The organism is Streptomyces sp. Ag82_O1-12 (assembly GCF_900182715.1).
Classification (GTDB): domain Bacteria; phylum Actinomycetota; class Actinomycetes; order Streptomycetales; family Streptomycetaceae; genus Streptomyces; species Streptomyces massasporeus.
In genome coordinates this window covers 2,228,316-2,243,743 of sequence record NZ_FXUW01000001.1, presented here as the reverse complement: position 1 = coordinate 2,243,743, position 15,428 = coordinate 2,228,316, and the positions used below count along the sequence as shown (strand labels likewise).

Annotated in this window: 14 protein-coding genes; 10 read left to right on the top strand and 4 right to left on the bottom strand. The window is 72.1% G+C overall.

All coding sequences use genetic code 11. From position 1 onward, the window contains the following. The first annotated feature begins 121 nt into the window (after nucleotides 1–121). A complete protein-coding gene (locus QOL88_RS10365) occupies nucleotides 122–1,447 on the top strand; it encodes an MATE family efflux transporter (RefSeq protein WP_097216154.1) in 1,326 nt (441 codons plus the stop codon). Here the strand turns inward: QOL88_RS10365 and QOL88_RS10360 are convergent. Continuing rightward, on the bottom strand, nucleotides 1,405–2,643 hold the full coding sequence (locus QOL88_RS10360; protein ID WP_097216153.1) for a glycosyltransferase 87 family protein: 1,239 nt from the start codon (nucleotides 2,641–2,643) through the stop codon (nucleotides 1,405–1,407). The two genes, QOL88_RS10365 and QOL88_RS10360, sit on opposite strands and share 43 nt — an antisense overlap. 120 nt (nucleotides 2,644–2,763) lie before the next feature. On the opposite strand from QOL88_RS10360, the gene QOL88_RS10355 reads away from it, so the two are divergent. Further along, nucleotides 2,764–3,906 (top strand): glycosyltransferase family 4 protein, encoded by a 1,143-nt coding sequence (locus tag QOL88_RS10355; RefSeq protein WP_097216152.1) that lies wholly within the window; start codon nucleotides 2,764–2,766, stop codon nucleotides 3,904–3,906. Nucleotides 3,907–4,068: 162 nt separating this feature from the next. Beyond that, complete coding sequence (locus QOL88_RS10350) at nucleotides 4,069–5,691, top strand: GMC oxidoreductase (protein WP_257027685.1); 1,623 nt, start codon at nucleotides 4,069–4,071, stop codon at nucleotides 5,689–5,691. A gap of 32 nt (nucleotides 5,692–5,723) precedes the next feature. Here the strand turns inward: QOL88_RS10350 and QOL88_RS10345 are convergent, their stop codons facing one another. Further along, a complete protein-coding gene (locus tag QOL88_RS10345; RefSeq protein WP_097216151.1) occupies nucleotides 5,724–7,520 on the bottom strand; it encodes an AMP-dependent synthetase/ligase in 1,797 nt (598 codons plus the stop codon). Between the two features lie 296 nt (nucleotides 7,521–7,816). On the opposite strand from QOL88_RS10345, the gene QOL88_RS10340 reads away from it, so the two are divergent. From QOL88_RS10340 to QOL88_RS10315, 6 genes are all read left to right on the top strand, one after another. Beyond that, the gene (locus QOL88_RS10340; protein WP_097216150.1) at nucleotides 7,817–8,614 is read left to right on the top strand and encodes a metallophosphoesterase family protein; all 798 of its coding nucleotides are present in this window, start codon (nucleotides 7,817–7,819) and stop codon (nucleotides 8,612–8,614) included. Between the two features lie 108 nt (nucleotides 8,615–8,722). After that, nucleotides 8,723–9,163 carry an SRPBCC family protein gene (locus QOL88_RS10335; RefSeq protein WP_097216149.1) on the top strand — a complete coding sequence of 147 codons (441 nt, stop codon included), beginning with the start codon at nucleotides 8,723–8,725 and terminating at the stop codon, nucleotides 9,161–9,163. Nucleotides 9,164–9,230: 67 nt separating this feature from the next. After that, nucleotides 9,231–10,400, top strand: a complete 1,170-nt coding sequence (locus QOL88_RS10330) for an ArsA family ATPase (RefSeq protein WP_097216148.1) — start codon at nucleotides 9,231–9,233, stop codon at nucleotides 10,398–10,400. A 103-nt stretch (nucleotides 10,401–10,503) separates the two neighbouring features. Further along, on the top strand, nucleotides 10,504–11,004 hold the full coding sequence (locus QOL88_RS10325; protein WP_097216147.1) for a DUF5304 domain-containing protein: 501 nt from the start codon (nucleotides 10,504–10,506) through the stop codon (nucleotides 11,002–11,004). Between the two features lie 132 nt (nucleotides 11,005–11,136). Next, nucleotides 11,137–12,090, top strand: coding sequence for an ROK family glucokinase (locus tag QOL88_RS10320; protein ID WP_097216146.1), 954 nt, complete (start codon nucleotides 11,137–11,139; stop codon nucleotides 12,088–12,090). Nucleotides 12,091–12,200: 110 nt separating this feature from the next. Then, nucleotides 12,201–12,983 carry an endonuclease/exonuclease/phosphatase family protein gene (locus QOL88_RS10315; protein ID WP_097216145.1) on the top strand — a complete coding sequence of 261 codons (783 nt, stop codon included), beginning with the start codon at nucleotides 12,201–12,203 and terminating at the stop codon, nucleotides 12,981–12,983. On the opposite strand, the gene QOL88_RS10310 is transcribed toward QOL88_RS10315, so the two are convergent. Together QOL88_RS10310 and QOL88_RS10305 are read right to left on the bottom strand one after the other, a co-directional pair. Then, complete coding sequence (locus QOL88_RS10310; RefSeq protein ID WP_097216144.1) at nucleotides 12,980–13,609, bottom strand: hypothetical protein; 630 nt, start codon at nucleotides 13,607–13,609, stop codon at nucleotides 12,980–12,982. The two genes, QOL88_RS10315 and QOL88_RS10310, sit on opposite strands and share 4 nt — an antisense overlap. Next, entirely contained in the window at nucleotides 13,602–14,399 is a 798-nt protein-coding gene (locus QOL88_RS10305) for an alpha/beta hydrolase (RefSeq protein ID WP_097216143.1), read from the bottom strand. Before QOL88_RS10305 ends, QOL88_RS10310 begins: the two co-directional genes overlap by 8 nt. Nucleotides 14,400–14,601: 202 nt before the next feature. On the opposite strand from QOL88_RS10305, the gene QOL88_RS10300 reads away from it, so the two are divergent. Continuing rightward, on the top strand, nucleotides 14,602–15,426 hold the full coding sequence (locus tag QOL88_RS10300) for a lysophospholipid acyltransferase family protein (RefSeq protein ID WP_097222926.1): 825 nt from the start codon (nucleotides 14,602–14,604) through the stop codon (nucleotides 15,424–15,426). Nucleotides 15,427–15,428 lie beyond the last annotated feature (2 nt).

Sequence of the window (15,428 nt, the reverse complement as noted above, 5' to 3'; positions counted from 1 at the left end):
TCCTTGCGGGTGGGCGACACCGCATGCTACCTCTTAACGAGCTACCTCGAATCGAGATAGCTCGGATCGAGGTTCGGCAGACCTCGGCCGAGGCTCTCCAGGACCCGGGGGGACCGCCACCGTGAACGCCCACCGCAGACAGCTCGTGCTGCTCGCCCGCCCCGTCTACTTCTCGCTCCTCGCCTCCGTCGCCGCCGGCATCATCAACACCGTCTGGGTCGCCCGGCTGGGCGGTCCGGCCGTGGCCGCCGTGGCCGTCGCGACCACCACGGAAAACGTGCTGCTCGGCATCGCCCTGGTCTTCGGCTCCGGCACCACCGTGCTGGTCGCCCACGCCCGGGGTGCCCGCGACCCTGGGGCGGTCCGGGCCGCCGTGCGGGGCGGATGGGCGCTGTGGGCGCTGGTGACGCCCCTGGCGGTGGCGGGCGGCCTGATCGCCGGCGAACCGCTGGCCCGGCTGGTGCTCGGCGGGGCGGACGGCGCCGCCCTCCCGCTCGCCGCCGCCTACTTCACCCTGTCCATGCCGGGCATGGCAGTCTTCTTCGCCCAGCAACTCATCGACGGCATCCTCAAGGGCGCCGGCGACACCCGGACCCCGATGCGGCTCGCCCTGCTGGCAGGCGGCCTGATCCTGGCCCTGGACCCGCTCCTCATCCACCTCCACGGTGTCCAGGGCGCCGCGGCCGCCACCGTGCTGTCCCGGTGCGTGGCGCTCGGGGCGGGCCTCCTCGCGGTCCGGCGCAACGCCCTGCTGCGCGAGGCCCGGCGGGCCGGGCCGGGCGAGTCCCCGGCCGCGTCCCTGCGCCGGACGCTGACGACCGGCCTGCCGATGTCAGCCGACTTCACCGTGCGGCAGACGGGTGCGCTGGCCCTGGTCGCGATCGTGGCGCGGCTCGGGGTGACGGCGGTGGCCGCGTACGCGATCGCCTACAAGGTCATGTACGTGGCGACCATGGCCTTCTACGCCGTCCGCCAGGCCGCCGCCATCCACACCGCGCACACGCGGGGCGCGGGAGAGGACGAACGGCGGGCGATCGGGAGGCAGACCGTGCTTCTCTCCGGCGCCCTCGGCCTCGGCGCGGCCGTACTGCTGGCCGTTGGTGCCCCGTGGCTCATGGCCGTCTTCGGAGCCGGGCCCGAAGTCGCGCACCAGGGTGTGCTGTTCCTGCGTTGCGTCGGGCCCTACCTGTTGCTCATGGCCTGTCTCATCGCGCTCGGCGGAGTCTTCGAGGGCAGCGGGGGCGCCTCCGTGCTGCTGCGGGTGACCGTGCTCGGGACCGCGGTGCAGCTGGCCCTCGCCGACAGCCTGACGGGGCTCGGGCTGCCGGGGGTGTGTCTCGCGCTGGCGCTCGCGACGGGGGTGCAGTGTGCCCTGGCGGGGGTGCTGTTCCGGCGCGCCCCGGCTCAGGAGGAGACGGGGGTCTCCCCGGCTCGGGCGGCCGGCTGAGACGGCAGGGTGGCGGGGGCCGTGCGCGGCACCGTCGCCTTCCACAGGGCGCGGGCCGCGAGGAGGGTGGCGACCACCAGCAGGCCGTTGCGCAGGAACAGCAGAGTGAGGCCGAGGCCGTCACTGGCCACCACGTCGGCGAAGTAGTACGGGAACTCCAGCACCGTCGCGAAGCACGCCACCAGCACCAGCGCGACCGGCAGCCGCATCCGGCTGCCCGGGAAGTACAGGCACACCGCCGCCAGCCCGACCAGCCACACCATGTACTGCGGGCTGATCACCCGGCTGGTGGTGGTGAACATCAGGACCGCCACGAAGGCCGCGTCCGCGAGCGTGTGCTCCTCGAAGTGCCGGGCCAGCAGCCGCCACAGCACCAGCCAGCCGAAGGCCGCCCCGGTCAGGAACAGCGCGCCGGTGCTCACCTCGCTCACGTACGGCCCGAGGAACTCGATCGATCCGTAGTTCAGCTTCACCTCGCCCTGCCAGCCGAAGTGCCGGGCGACGTGGAAGACCAGCGCGCCCAGCGACTCCACCTCGGTGCCCCGGTCGCGCTGGAAGGTCAGGAACGCGAACGCGCCCGGCATGGCCAGCGCGAACACCCCCGTCACCACGACGCCGGTCACCAGCGCCGACACCCAGGCGCCGCGCCGGCGGGCGGCGAGAAGCAGCATCGCGGGCCACACCTTCAGCAGCGCCCCGAAGGCGGCCAGGGCCCCCATCGCCCTGGGGTGCCGGGCGCCCGCGAGCAGTGCGGCCATCGCCACGGCCGTGACCATCACGTCGTAGCGGGCGTACACCGTCGGGCCGAGCAGCGGGACGCCGATCACCCACACCCAGGCGCCGCGCATCGACCGGCCCGGGCGGCGGCCCGCGTACGTCATCAGGGCCAGCACGGCCAGGTCGGTGACGCAGACCAGGACGTAGAACGCGGTCGCGTAGTCCAGGAAGGGCAGCAGGCCGGGGGAGAGGATCGCCAGCGCGGCGGCGGGCGGGTACTGCCAGGTGACATCGCCCAGCGGGAACGTTCCGGTGCTCAGGACGTCGAACCAGCCCTGGTAGATCACCTGTACGTCGCTCGTCACGTCCGGGCCCGGGAAGACGTACACCTTCAGGACGAACAGCAGCAGCACCAGCCTGGTGAGACACCAGACCACCGGCAGCCATGCCAGGGACCGCCCCGTGCCCGTCGTCTTCACGTCGTGATCCCTGCCCGTCCGCCTGCCGTGTCGAGGGGGCCATGATGGGCCCGTCAGCTGTGAGCGTGCCATACACGCTGCCGTACAGGGCGACGAGGGCGGTTCGGTAGGGTCGGCGGCGTGCGCAAGACCCTGATCGTGACGAACGACTTCCCGCCCCGGCCCGGCGGCATCCAGGCCTTCCTGCACAACATGGCGCTGCGGCTGGACCCGCAGCAGCTGGTCGTCTACGCCTCGACCTGGAAGCGGACCCGGGAGGGCGTCGAGGCGACCCGCGCCTTCGACGCCGAGCAGCCCTTCACCGTCGTACGGGACCGCACGACCATGCTGCTGCCGACGCCGGGCGCCACGCGGCGGGCCGTCGGACTGCTGCGGGAGCACGGCTGCGCCTCGGTGTGGTTCGGGGCGGCGGCCCCGCTCGGCCTGATGGCCCCGGCGCTGCGCGGTGCGGGCGCCGAGCGGCTGGTCGCCACCACGCACGGCCACGAGGCGGGCTGGGCCCAGCTGCCCGCCGCCCGGCAGCTGCTGCGCCGGATCGGCGACGCCACGGACACGATCACCTACCTCGGCGAGTACACCCGCTCGCGCATCGCCCCCGCCCTGACGCCCGGGGCCGCCGCCCGGATGGCGCAGCTGCCGCCCGGCGTCGACGAGAAGACCTTCCACCCCGGCTCGGGCGGCGACGAGGTGCGGGCCCGGCTGGGCCTGACGGACCGGCCCGTGGTGGTCTGCGTCTCCCGGCTGGTGCGGCGCAAAGGGCAGGACACCCTGATCCGGGCCCTGCCCCGCATCCTGGCCGCCGAGCCGGACACCGTCCTGCTGATCGTCGGCGGCGGCCCCTACGAGAAGGACCTGCGGCGACTCGCGCACGAGACGGGCGTCGCCTCCGCCGTCCGCTTCACCGGCGCCGTGCCCTGGTCGGAGCTGCCCGCACATTACGGCGCCGGCGACGTCTTCGCGATGCCCTGCCGCACCCGCCGCGGCGGCCTCGACGTCGAGGGCCTCGGCATCGTCTACCTGGAGGCCTCCGCGACGGGCCTGCCGGTGGTGGCCGGCGACTCGGGCGGCGCCCCGGACGCGGTCCTCGACGGCGAGACGGGCTGGGTGGTGAAGGGCGGTTCCCCGGAGGAGGCCGCCGACCGCATCACCGTCCTCCTCGGCGACGCCGAGCTCCGCCGCAGGATGGGGGAGCGGGGCCGGGAGTGGGTCGAGGAGAAGTGGCGCTGGGACCTGCTCGCCGAGCGGCTCAAAAACTTGCTGTAGAGCAATCGCCCCTCAGGAGCGCGGGGCTGTGTCAACGTGCGGCTCCGCCGCGTGGGCGCGGCAAGCCACGGACAACCCCGCACCCGCCCACAAGGATCAAGCCGCACCCCACTAGGCGGAACCACAAATTCCGCCGATGCTGCGCGCATGACAGTAAAACTGATGCAGCGTCAGCTGACAAGACGTCACATCCTCGGCGTGGCAGCCCTCCAGACAGCCGCCGCCCTCGGCTTCACCCGCATCGGCCTCCAAAGCGCCCGAGCCGCCCAGCCCGACGCAGTCGACACCGCCCCGGCGATCGTCGTCGGCTCCGGCTACGGCGGAGCGGTCGCCGCCCTCCGTCTCGGCCAGGCCGGCATCCGCACGATCGTCCTGGAGATGGGCCGTCTCTGGAACACCACCGGCCCCGACGGCAAGGTCTTCTGCGCCACCAACGCCCCCGACCAGCGGTCCATGTGGTTCCGCACCCGCACCGAGGCCCCCCTGTCCAGCTTCCTGTGGCTGGACGTGGTCAACCGGGACATCGACCCCTACCCCGGGGTCCTGGACCGCGTGCACTTCGACCAGATGTCCGTGTACGTCGGCCGGGGCGTCGGCGGCGGCTCCCTGGTCAACGGGAGCATGGCGGTCACCCCGCCCCGGTCGTACTTCGCCGAGCAGTTCCCCACCGTCGACGCCGACGAGATGTACGGCACGTACTTCCCGCGCGCCCGCGCCGCCCTCGGCGTGAACACCGTCGACCCCGCCTGGTTCGAGTCGACGGAGTGGTACCGCTTCGCCCGCGTCTCCCGCAAGCACGCCGAGAAGACGGGCCTGCGGACCACCTTCGTGCCGAGCGTCTACGACTTCGGCCACATGCAGCGCGAGGCGGCCGGCACCGCCCCGAAGTCGGCGCTCGGCGGCGAGGTCATCTACGGCAACAACCACGGCAAGCGCAGCCTCGACAAGACCTACCTCGCCGCCGCGCTCGGCACCGGCAACGTCACCATCCACACCCTGGAGAAGGCGCGCGCCGTCAGCCGCGCGCCGGACGGGACCTACGTCCTGACGGCCGACCGCGTCGACGAGACCGGCCGGGTCGTCCAGACCAAGGAGTACGGCTGCACGTACCTCTTCCTCGGCGGCGGCAGCCTCGGCACCACCGAACTGCTGCTGCGCGCCCGGGAGACGGGCACCCTGCCCGGCCTCGACGCCAGTGTCGGCGCCGGCTGGGGCACCAACGGCAACGTGATGCTGGGCCGGGCCAACCACCTGTGGGACACGGTCGGAGCGAACCAGTCGACCATGCCGGTCATGGGCATCGACGACTGGGCCAACACCGCCAACCCGGTGTTCGCCGAGATCGCGCCGCTGCCGACGGGCCTGGAGCACTGGGTGAGCCTCTATCTGGCGATCACCAGGAACCCGGAACGGGCGTCCTTCTCCTACGACACCGGCTCGGGCAGGTTGCGGCTGGGCTGGACGGCCGCGGACTCCGCGGTCTCCGTCGCCATGGCCAAGAGGCTCTTCGACCGGATCAACGCGGCCAACGCGACGATCTACCGCTACGACCTGTTCGGTTCGGGGAACAAGGTCTTCGCCGACGACTTCACCTACCACCCGCTCGGCGGCTGCGTGCTGGGCAGGGCCACGGACGACTACGGGCGGGTCAAGGGATACCCCCGGCTGTACGTCACCGACGGCTCGCTCGTGCCCGGGTCGCTCGGGGTGAATCCCTTCGTGACCATCACCGCGCTCGCCGAACGCACGATGGCGCGGGTCCTCGCCGAGGACACCGCGCCATGACGCCGCGCGCGCACTGCTGGGCGTAGAGCGCCCTACTTGGCGTAGATCGCCTCGACCTCGTGCGCGTAGTCCTTCGCCACCACGTTCCGCTTCAGCTTCAGCGAGGGGGTCAGGTGGCCCGACTCCTCCGTGAACTGGGAGGACAGAATGCGGAACTTCCGCACCGATTCCGCCTTCGACACCGCGGCGTTGCCGTCGTCGATCGCCGCCTGGATCGCGGCCAGCAGGTCCGGGTCCTCGCTCAGCGACGCCGCGGTGGAACCCGCCGGCTTGCCGTGGTCGGAGCACCAACGGCCCAGGAACTCCTCGTCGATGGTGACCAGCGCGCCCACGAACGGCCGCCCGTCGCCCACCACCATGCACTCCGCGACCAGGGCGTGTGCCCGGATGCGGTCCTCGATCACGGCCGGGGCGACGTTCTTGCCGCCCGCGGTGACGATGATCTCCTTCTTGCGGCCGGTGATCCTCAGGTAGCCGTCCTCGTCGAGGGTGCCGATGTCACCGGTGTGGAACCAGCCGTCGGCCAGCGCCTCCGCACTAGCGCCGGGGTTGTTCCAGTACTCCTTGAACAGGTGCTCGCCGTGCAGCAGCACCTCACCGTCGTCGGCGATCCGCACCACCGAGCCGGGCAGCGGCTGGCCGACCGTGCCGATCTTCTGCCGGTCCCAGGGGTTGAACGCGGTGGCCGCGCAGGACTCGGTCAGGCCGTAGCCCTCCAGGACCGTGAAGCCGATGCCGCGGAAGAAGTGACCGAGGCGCTCGCCGAGCGGGGCGCCGCCGGAGATGGCGTACTCGCCCCGGCCGCCGAGGACCGCGCGGAGTTTGCTGTAGACGAGCTTGTCGAACGTCTTGTGCTTGATCTTCAGGCCGAAGGACGGGCCCGAGGGGGTGTCCAGCGCCTTGCTGTAGGCGATCGCGGTGTCGGCGGCCTTGTCGAAGATCTTGCCCTTGCCGTCGGCCTGCGCCTTGGCACGCGCCGAATTGTAGACCTTCTCGAAGACGCGCGGGACCCCGAGGATCAGCGTCGGGCGGAACGAGGCCAGCTCGTCGGTGAGGTTCTTGATGTCCGGGACGCAGCCGAGCTTGATCGGCGCCATCATGGGCGCGATCTGCACCAGCCGGCCGAAGACGTGCGCGAGCGGCAGGAAGAGCAGCACCGAGCACTCGCCCGTGCGGAACAGCGGACGCAGCCGCTCCACGATGTTGCCGCACTCGGCGAAGAAGCTGCGGTGGGTGAGCACACAGCCCTTGGGACGGCCGGTGGTGCCCGAGGTGTAGACGATGGTCGCCGGGTCGTCGGCCTTGGCGAACGAGCCGCGCTCCTCGACCGTCTCGTCCGTGACGTCCTGGCCGAGCCGGCCCAGCTCGTCGAGGCCGCCGCCCTCGATCTGCCACACGTGCTTGAGCGCCGGCAGCCGGTCGCGCACCGACTCGATCGTGGCCGAGTGGGCGTCCGACTCCACGACGCAGGCGGTCGCGCCCGAGTCGCCGAGGATCCACTGCACCTGCTCCGGCGAACTGGTCTCGTACACCGGCACGGTCACCGCGCCCGCGCTCCAGATCGCGAAGTCCAGCAGCGTCCACTCGTAGCGGGTGCGGGACATCAGGCCCACCCGGTCGCCCGGCTGGACCCCGGCGGCGATCAGCCCCTTCGCGGCCGTGTGCACCTCGGCGAGGAACTCCGTGGCCGTGACGTCCTGCCAGCTGCCGCCGATCTTGCGGGCGATGACGGCGACGTCCGGGTGCTGCGCGGCGTTTCTGCGGACGATGTCGGTCAGATTTCCGTCCGCAGGGACCTCGTACAAAGCCGGAAGGCTGAACTCGCGCAAGACTGCTGCTCCTCATAGGGCGCCGGCGCCACGACGGTGTGTGCTGCGACGGTGCGGTCCAAGGCTCGGGGAGGTACTCAGGCATTCACTTGTTGAAATGCAGAGCACGACTGGACTGCCCGGACGTTACCCGCCGGTATGGCTTCTCCGACAGGGGGTCCCGTCGAGATGTTCGCTGCGTCACACAGTTGGGTATTCCTTCGCGCACAGTAGTCCACGGACTAACTGACTGGCCAGTAACCGCAGGTCCGGCCGCCACTGTTCACGTCTGCCGCACCCGCTTACGCTTGATCGTCATGGCACCCACACCAGCCCGCGACCACCGGACACGCGTACACGTGGTCAGCGACGTGCACGGCAACGCCCGCGACCTGGCCAGGGCCGGTGAGGGCGCGGACGCCCTGATATGTCTGGGCGACCTCGTCCTGTTCCTCGACTACGCGGACCACTCCCGCGGCATCTTCCCCGACCTGTTCGGGGTCGAGAACGCCGACCGCATCGTCGCGCTGCGCACCGCCCGCCGTTTCCAGGAGGCCCGGGAGTTCGGCGCCCGGCTGTGGGCCGGCGTCGGCGAGGACCGTGCCTCGGTGATCGAGGAGGCGGTGCGCAAGCAGTACGCCGAGATGTTCGCCGCCTTCCCCACTCCGACGTACGCCACCTACGGCAACGTCGACATGCCGCCCCTGTGGCGGGAGTACGCGGGCCCCGGCATGACCGTCCTCGACGGCGAGCGCGTCGAGATCGGCGGCCGGATCTTCGGCTTCGTCGGCGGCGGCCTGCGCACACCGATGCGGACGCCGTACGAGATCAGCGACGAGGAGTACGCGGCGAAGATCGAGGCCGTGGGCGAGGTCGACGTGCTCTGCACGCACATCCCGCCCGAGGTCCCCGAGCTCGTCTACGACACCGTCGCCCGCCGTTTCGAGCGCGGCAGCCGCGCCCTGCTGGACGCCATCCGCCGCACCCGGCCCCGCTACTCCCTCTTCGGGCACGTCCACCAGCCGCTGATGAAGAGGATGCGGATCGGGGCGACCGAGTGCGTGAACGTGGGGCACTTCGCGTCGACCGGAACGCCCTGGGCGCTGGAGTGGTGAGGACGCCCCAGGTCGGGTGAGATCCGCGGGTCCCGTGCGCGGTAGCCTTCACGCTGCGCGCACGTGCGCACGACCTCATACCGGCCCGCACCTGGAGGAGCCACGGCGATGGCGGAACACACCAGCTCGAGCATCACCATCGAGGCGGCCCCGGCCGACGTCATGGCGGTCATCTCCGATTTCGCCCGCTACCCGGACTGGACCGGCGAGGTGAAGGAGGCCGAGGTCCTCAAGACCGACGCCCAGGGCCGCGCCGAGCAGGTCCGCCTCGTCATGGACGCGGGCGCCATCAAGGACGACCAGGTCCTCGGCTACACCTGGACCGGCGAGAACGAGGTGTCCTGGACGCTGGTGAAGTCCCAGATGCTCCGGTCCCTCGACGGCGCGTACATCCTCAAGCCGTCCGGCGCGGGCGCCACGGAGGTCACCTACGCCCTGACCGTCGACGTGAAGATCCCCATGCTCGGCATGATCAAGCGCAAGGCCGAGAAGGTCATCATCGACCGGGCGCTGGCGGGGCTGAAGAAGCGGGTCGAAGCGGGCAAGTAGCCCTGGCCGCGCGGCCACCCGGCGGCAGCACCGGGTGCTCCGGCGACGCCCGGTACCGTTCAGCCCCATGCGCACCATCCTGATCACCGGCCCCGGCGGCAGCGGTCGTACCACCCTCGCGGCCGCGACCGCCCTGGCCGCGGCGGCCGAGGGCGACCGCACCCTCGTCCTCGGCACCGACCGCACGGACAGCCTCGGTGCCGCCCTGGGAGTGGAGACCGGCCCGGCCCCGGTCCAGGCCGCCCCGCACCTCACCGCCTGGCGCCCCGACGCCGCGCAGGACTTCCGCAGGGACCTCGTCGCCCTCCAGGACCGCGCCTCCTCCGCCCTGGACCTGCTCGGCGCCTCCCGCCTCGACCCCGAAGAACTCACCCCCCTGCCCGGCGCCGAGGAACTCGCCCTGCTGCGCGCCCTGCGGGACGCCGCGCTGTCCGAGAAGTACGACACCCTCGTCGTCGACCTCCCCCCGGCCCCGCAGGCCCTCGCCCTCCTCGCCCTGCCCGAGGAACTCCGCCGCTATCTGCGCCGCCTCCTGCCGCCCGAACGGCAGGCCGCCCGCGCCCTGCGCCCCGTCCTCGGCCGCCTCGCCGGCGTTCCCATGCCCGCCGAGTGGCTCTACGAGACGGCGGCCCGCTGGGACCTGGAACTGGCCGCCGTCGAGGCGGTCGTCGCCGACCGCGGCACCGTCGTACGGCTGGTCGCCGAGCCCGGGCCGGCCGGTGCCGACGCGCTGCGCACCGCCGGCCTCGGCCTCGCCCTGCGCGGTCTCGCCACCGACGTCGTGGTCGCCAACCGAGTCCTGCCCGAGGCGTCCCCGGACACCTGGCTCGCCGGCCCGGTCGCCCAGCAGCGCAAGACGCTGGAGGAGTGGCGGGACTCCTACGACGTGCGCACCGTCGCCCACCTCGGACACGACCCGCGCGGCGCCGACGACCTCACCGCCCTCGCCGTGCCCGGCGTCGCACAGCGGGCCCCCGCCGCCGACTGGCCGGTGACCGACCGGCTCGGCGAGGACGGCGTGCTGGTCTGGCAGATCCCGCTGCCCGGCGCCATACGGGAGGAACTGGACCTCGTCCGGCGCGGCGACGAACTCGTCGTCACGGTGGGGCGGTTCCGCCGGGTCGTCCCGCTGCCCTCCGTGCTGCGCCGCTGCACCGTCGACGGAGCCGCCCTGCGCGACGGCGAGCTGCGGATCCGCTTCGCGCCCGACCCGAAGCTGTGGCCGCAGGGCCGGTGAGACAGCGGGGCGGAACCGGGCGAACACGGCCGGTACCGGCCCGTGAACCCGGTACGCCCGTTCGGGTAACGTCGTAGAGACGAACCGTAGTCAGGAGTCCGTCATGAGCGAAGAGCTCCCCCCGTCCGACGCCGCCCGCGAAGAGGCCGCGGACGAGGTGCGGGCGAGCGACGCCGACGCCTGGGCGACCGCGTGCGCCGAGGACCTCCAGGCGGAGAAGGCCCGCCGCCGCGCCGAGCACGGCACGCCCCCGGGCTCCGCCGCCGAGGAACTGAAGAAGCTCGTCGACGCCGTCGCGGAGAAGCTGTCCGGTGCCCAGTCCCCGCTGCTCGGCGCGGTCGCGGGGCCCGCCGCCCAGCAGGTCGTACGACAGGTCGTCCAGCAGGCCAAGGACGCCGTCGAACCCGTCATCGAACGCAATCCGGACGTCTTCGACCACCTGGCGGCGGCCGGGAACGAACTGCTCGCGGCCTACCGCTCCGCCGTGCAGGCCCAGGAGCGGCGCTGGACCGGCAGCGACGACCAGGACGTCACCCGTGACCAGGGCGGACGCCGGGACGGCGGCGACGACGCCGGCCCCGGGGAGCGCATCGACCTGGACTGAGTCCCCGGCCCCGGCCGAGCGGCGGTCCCGGTGCGGCCGCCCGGGGTGCCCACCGTGCGGACGACAGCGAACCCGGGGGCAGGGCTCGGGTACCGTTGGCCGTAGCGGGGCTCGACCGAAACTGAGGGATTCATGGGACTCACCATCGGCGTCGACATCGGCGGCACGAAGATCGCGGCCGGCGTGGTCGATGAGGAAGGCAACATCCTCTCGACCCACAAGGTGCCGACCCCGGGCACGGCTGAGGGCATCGTGGACGCCATCGCCTCGGCGGTGGACGGCGCACGCGTCGGTCACGACATCGTCGGCGTGGGCATCGGTGCCGCCGGCTACGTGAACCGGCAGCGCTCCGAGGTCTACTTCGCGCCCAACATCCACTGGCGCAACGAGCCGCTCAAGGAAAAGGTCGAGGCTCGCGTGGGCCTCCCGGTGGTCGTGGAGAACGACGCGAACGCCGCGGCGTGGGGCGAGTACAAGTTCGGCGCGGGCAAGGGCCATCGCAACGTCATCTGCATCACGCTGGGCACCGGCCTCGGCGGCGGCATCATCATCGGCAACAAGCTGCGCCGCGGGCACTTCGGCGTGGCCGCCGAGTTCGGCCACATCCGCATGGTGCCGGACGGCCTGCTGTGCGGCTGCGGTTCACAGGGCTGCTGGGAGCAGTACGCGTCGGGCCGGGCGCTGGTGAGGTACGCCAAGCAGCGCGCCAACGCCACCCCCGAGAACGCCGAGATCCTGCTCGGCCTCGGCAACGGCACGCCCGACGGCATCGAGGGCAAGCACATCTCCATGGCCGCCCGCCAGGGCGACCGGGTGGCCGTCGACTCCTACCGCGAACTGGCCCGCTGGGTCGGCGCGGGCCTGGCCGACCTGGCCTCCCTCTTCGACCCGTCGGCGTTCATCGTCGGCGGCGGCCTCTCCGACGAGGGCGAACTGGTCCTCGGCCCGATCCGCAAGTCCTACAAGCGCTGGCTGGTCGGCGGCAACTGGCGCCCGGTGGCCGAGCTCCGCGCGGCGGAACTGGGCAACAAGGCGGGCCTGGTGGGCGCGGCGGACCTGGCGAGGGAACCCGACCCGATCATGTGACGCCCTGCTTTCTCGCTCTTGGGGGCGCGAGGAACTGCGCGACGAGCCACGAACGGCCGGCACGCGCGCACGTACCTCGCGCCCCGAGCCATGAGGCGTAAATTGATCACATGCCGCTGCTCCCCAACTCCCGTACGGAACCCGACGGTTCCGCGGTCATCAGGGTCCTCAGCTACAACATCCGCTCCATGCGCGACGACACCGACGCCCTGGCCCGTGTCATCAAGGCCTGCGCACCCGACCTCGTCCTCATCCAGGAAGCCCCCCGCTTCTTCCGCTGGCGCAAGAAACTCGCCCGCCTCGCCCTCGCCTCCGACCTGGTGATCGTCACGGGTGGCGCCACCACCACGGGACCGGCCATCCTCAGCTCGCTCCGCGCGAGCGTCGAACGCACCGAGGACATCCTCCTGCCCCCCACCCCCGGCCTGCACCGCCGCGGCTTCGCCACCGCGGTCGTGCGGTTCGCCGGCGCCCGCCTCGGCGTGCTCAGCTGCCACCTGTCCCTCCAGAAGGACGAGCGCTACGAGCAGTCCGGCATGCTCCTGGACCGGCTCGCCGGCCTGGGCGTGGAGCACGCGATCGCCGGCGGCGACCTCAACGAACGCCCCGAGGGCCCGGCCTTCCGCCGACTGGCCGGCCGGCTGACCGACTGCCGGACCGCGGCCCCCTGGGGCGGCGAGCACACCTGGACCCCCACCGACCCCTACCAGCGCATCGACGCGATCTTCGCCACCGGCGGCATCGAGGTGCTGGGCTGCGGCGTGCCGTCCGGGCAGCCGGGGGTGTCCGACGCAGACCTGAGGGCGGCCACGGACCACCTTCCGGTCCTGGCCGCCCTCAGGGTGCCGGCTTCCCTGGAGGCCCCCGGCGGAGGTCCGACGGAAGGCTCCTAGACGACCGCACCCCGCCCGGGGTCGTCGTCCTCCTCGTCGTCCGTCCGCATCCGCATCACCAGCGTCGCGAACCCGCCGAGGAACCCGCCGATCCCCAGCGTGGTCAGCCACCAGGTCATGTCCCAGCCGAGCAGCACGGCCAGCAGGAGCAGCACCGGACCGCCGAGCACGCCGAGCCAGGCGAACTTCGAGGTCGGGTCGGCGGTGGGCAGCGGGGGCGGCTCCGGGGGCACGAAGTGGCCTTCGTCGTCCTCGTCGAAGTCGTCCTCGGCGGGCTCGGGCGTGGTGTAGTCACGCGGGCCGACGCCGGGCGCGAACGACACCGACCCGCCCAGGGGCTTCACGGGCGCCTCCCCGGGGCCCTCGGCCTCCTGCGGCTCGGCGGGCTTGACGGCGTCCCCGGACTTCACGGCCGTGTCGCCCCGGTCGCCGTCGATCCCGGCGTCGTTGGGCCCGCTCGCCGGCAGGGCCAGGTCCTCGATCGACTTGAACGGCTTGGCGCCCGGCGGGTCCGGCGGCTCCTCGCCGTACCCGGCGACGATCGCCGCCCAGGCGGCCTCCTCGTCGAAGGGGACGCCCTTCTCGTCCGGCTCCCGGCCCTCGCGGTCGGAGTCGTGCTCAGCCACCTGCGGTCGTCCCTTCCTTGCCGAGCCCGGGCTCCTTGCCGAGGCCGGACGCGATGCGGCCGATGAACGCGAGGCTCTCCTCGTGGATCCGGTCCGCGTCATGGTCCAACGTGGCGACGTGGTAGCTCTGTTCCAGGATGACCTCTTTCACGTCCGTCGACGAGATGCGGCCGAGGATCCGGGCGGAGTCGACGGGCGGCACCACGTGGTCCTGCGGGCTGCGCATCAGCAGCACCGGCTGGGTGACCTGCGGCAGCTCGCGGTCCGTGGCCTGGAAGAACCGGCGCAGCGAGTGCGCCGCGTGCAGGGGCACCCGGTCGTAGCCGAGCTCCCTGCCGTCCGGCTTGGCGATGTCGCTGGCGATGCCCTTCGTCGCGGGGACGAGGTGGCGCACCACCGGGAGGGCGTGCGCGGCCAGGCCGTGCACCTTGTTCGCGGGGTTGACGACCATGACACCGCGGACGGCGTCGCCGTGCTTCGCGGCCAGCCGCAGGGCCAGCGCGCCGCCCATGGACAGACCGGCGACGAAGACCGTCTCGCGGCGCTCGCACAGCAGGCGCAGCTCCCGGTCCACCTCCGCGTACCAGTCCTGCCAGCCCGTGATCCGCAGGTCCTCCCAGCGCGTGCCGTGCCCGGGCAGCAGCGGCAGGGAGACGGTCATGCCGTGCTCGGCGAGGTGCTCCGCCCAGGGGCGCAGCGACTGCGGTGATCCGGTGAAGCCGTGGCAGAGGAGGACGGCGACCTCTCCGCCCTCGTGGTGAAACGGCTCGGCTCCGGCAAGGACCGGCACCTTCGGCCTCCTGGTCGTGAGAAGGGACTGGCACGATCACGGAATGTCACGGAACGTCATGGAAGGGGTCGCACGTCGTTCGCGGGACCTTCACCGTACGCGACCGCACTGACACCGACCAGGGCCGTCGGAGCCTTTGACAGCGCTCCGGGTTAAGGTCTGATCGACACATACAGGAGGCACTCGGTTGTTGTACGGCGCGATGAAGGTCACCATCGGGGGGCCGCTGAAGCTCGCCTTCAGGCCCTGGGTGGAGGGCCTGGAGAACGTACCCGCCGAGGGCGCTGCGATCCTGGCGAGCAATCACCTGTCGTTCTCCGACTCCTTCTTCCTGCCCGCCGTCCTCGACCGCAAGGTCACCTTCATCGCGAAGGCCGAGTACTTCACCACGCCCGGCGTGAAGGGCCGGATGACGGCGGCCTTCTTCAAGGGGGTCGGGCAGCTCCCCGTGGACCGTTCCGGTGCGCGCGGCGCGGGTGAGGCGGCCATCAAGAGCGGCATAGAGGTGCTGGAGCGCGGTGAGCTGTTCGGGATCTACCCGGAGGGCACGCGCTCGCCCGACGGACGGCTCTACCGGGGCAAGCCGGGCGGCCTCGCGCGCGTGGCCCTCGCGACCGGTGCCCCCGTCCTCCCCGTCGCCATGATCGACACGGAGAAGATCCAGCCGCCCGGGAAGGTCATGCCGAAGCTGATGCGCCCCGGCATCCGCATCGGCAAGCCCCTGGACTTCAGCCGCTACCAGGGCATGGAGCACGACCGGTTCGTGCTGCGCGCGGTGACCGACGAGGTCATGTACGAGATCATGAAGCTCTCCGGCCAGGAGTACGTCGACATGTACGCGACGGCCATGAAGCGGCAGCTCTCGGATGCGGCGAAGGCGGAGAAGGAAGCCGAGAAGGTGGCCAAGGCCGCTCTCGCGCGGGCCGAGAAGGAACAGGCCGAGAAGGAAAAGGCCCAGAGGGAACAGGCCGAGAAGGAAAAGGCCGAGAGGGAACAGCAGACGGAGCAGCGGCGGTCCGAGCCCTAGCC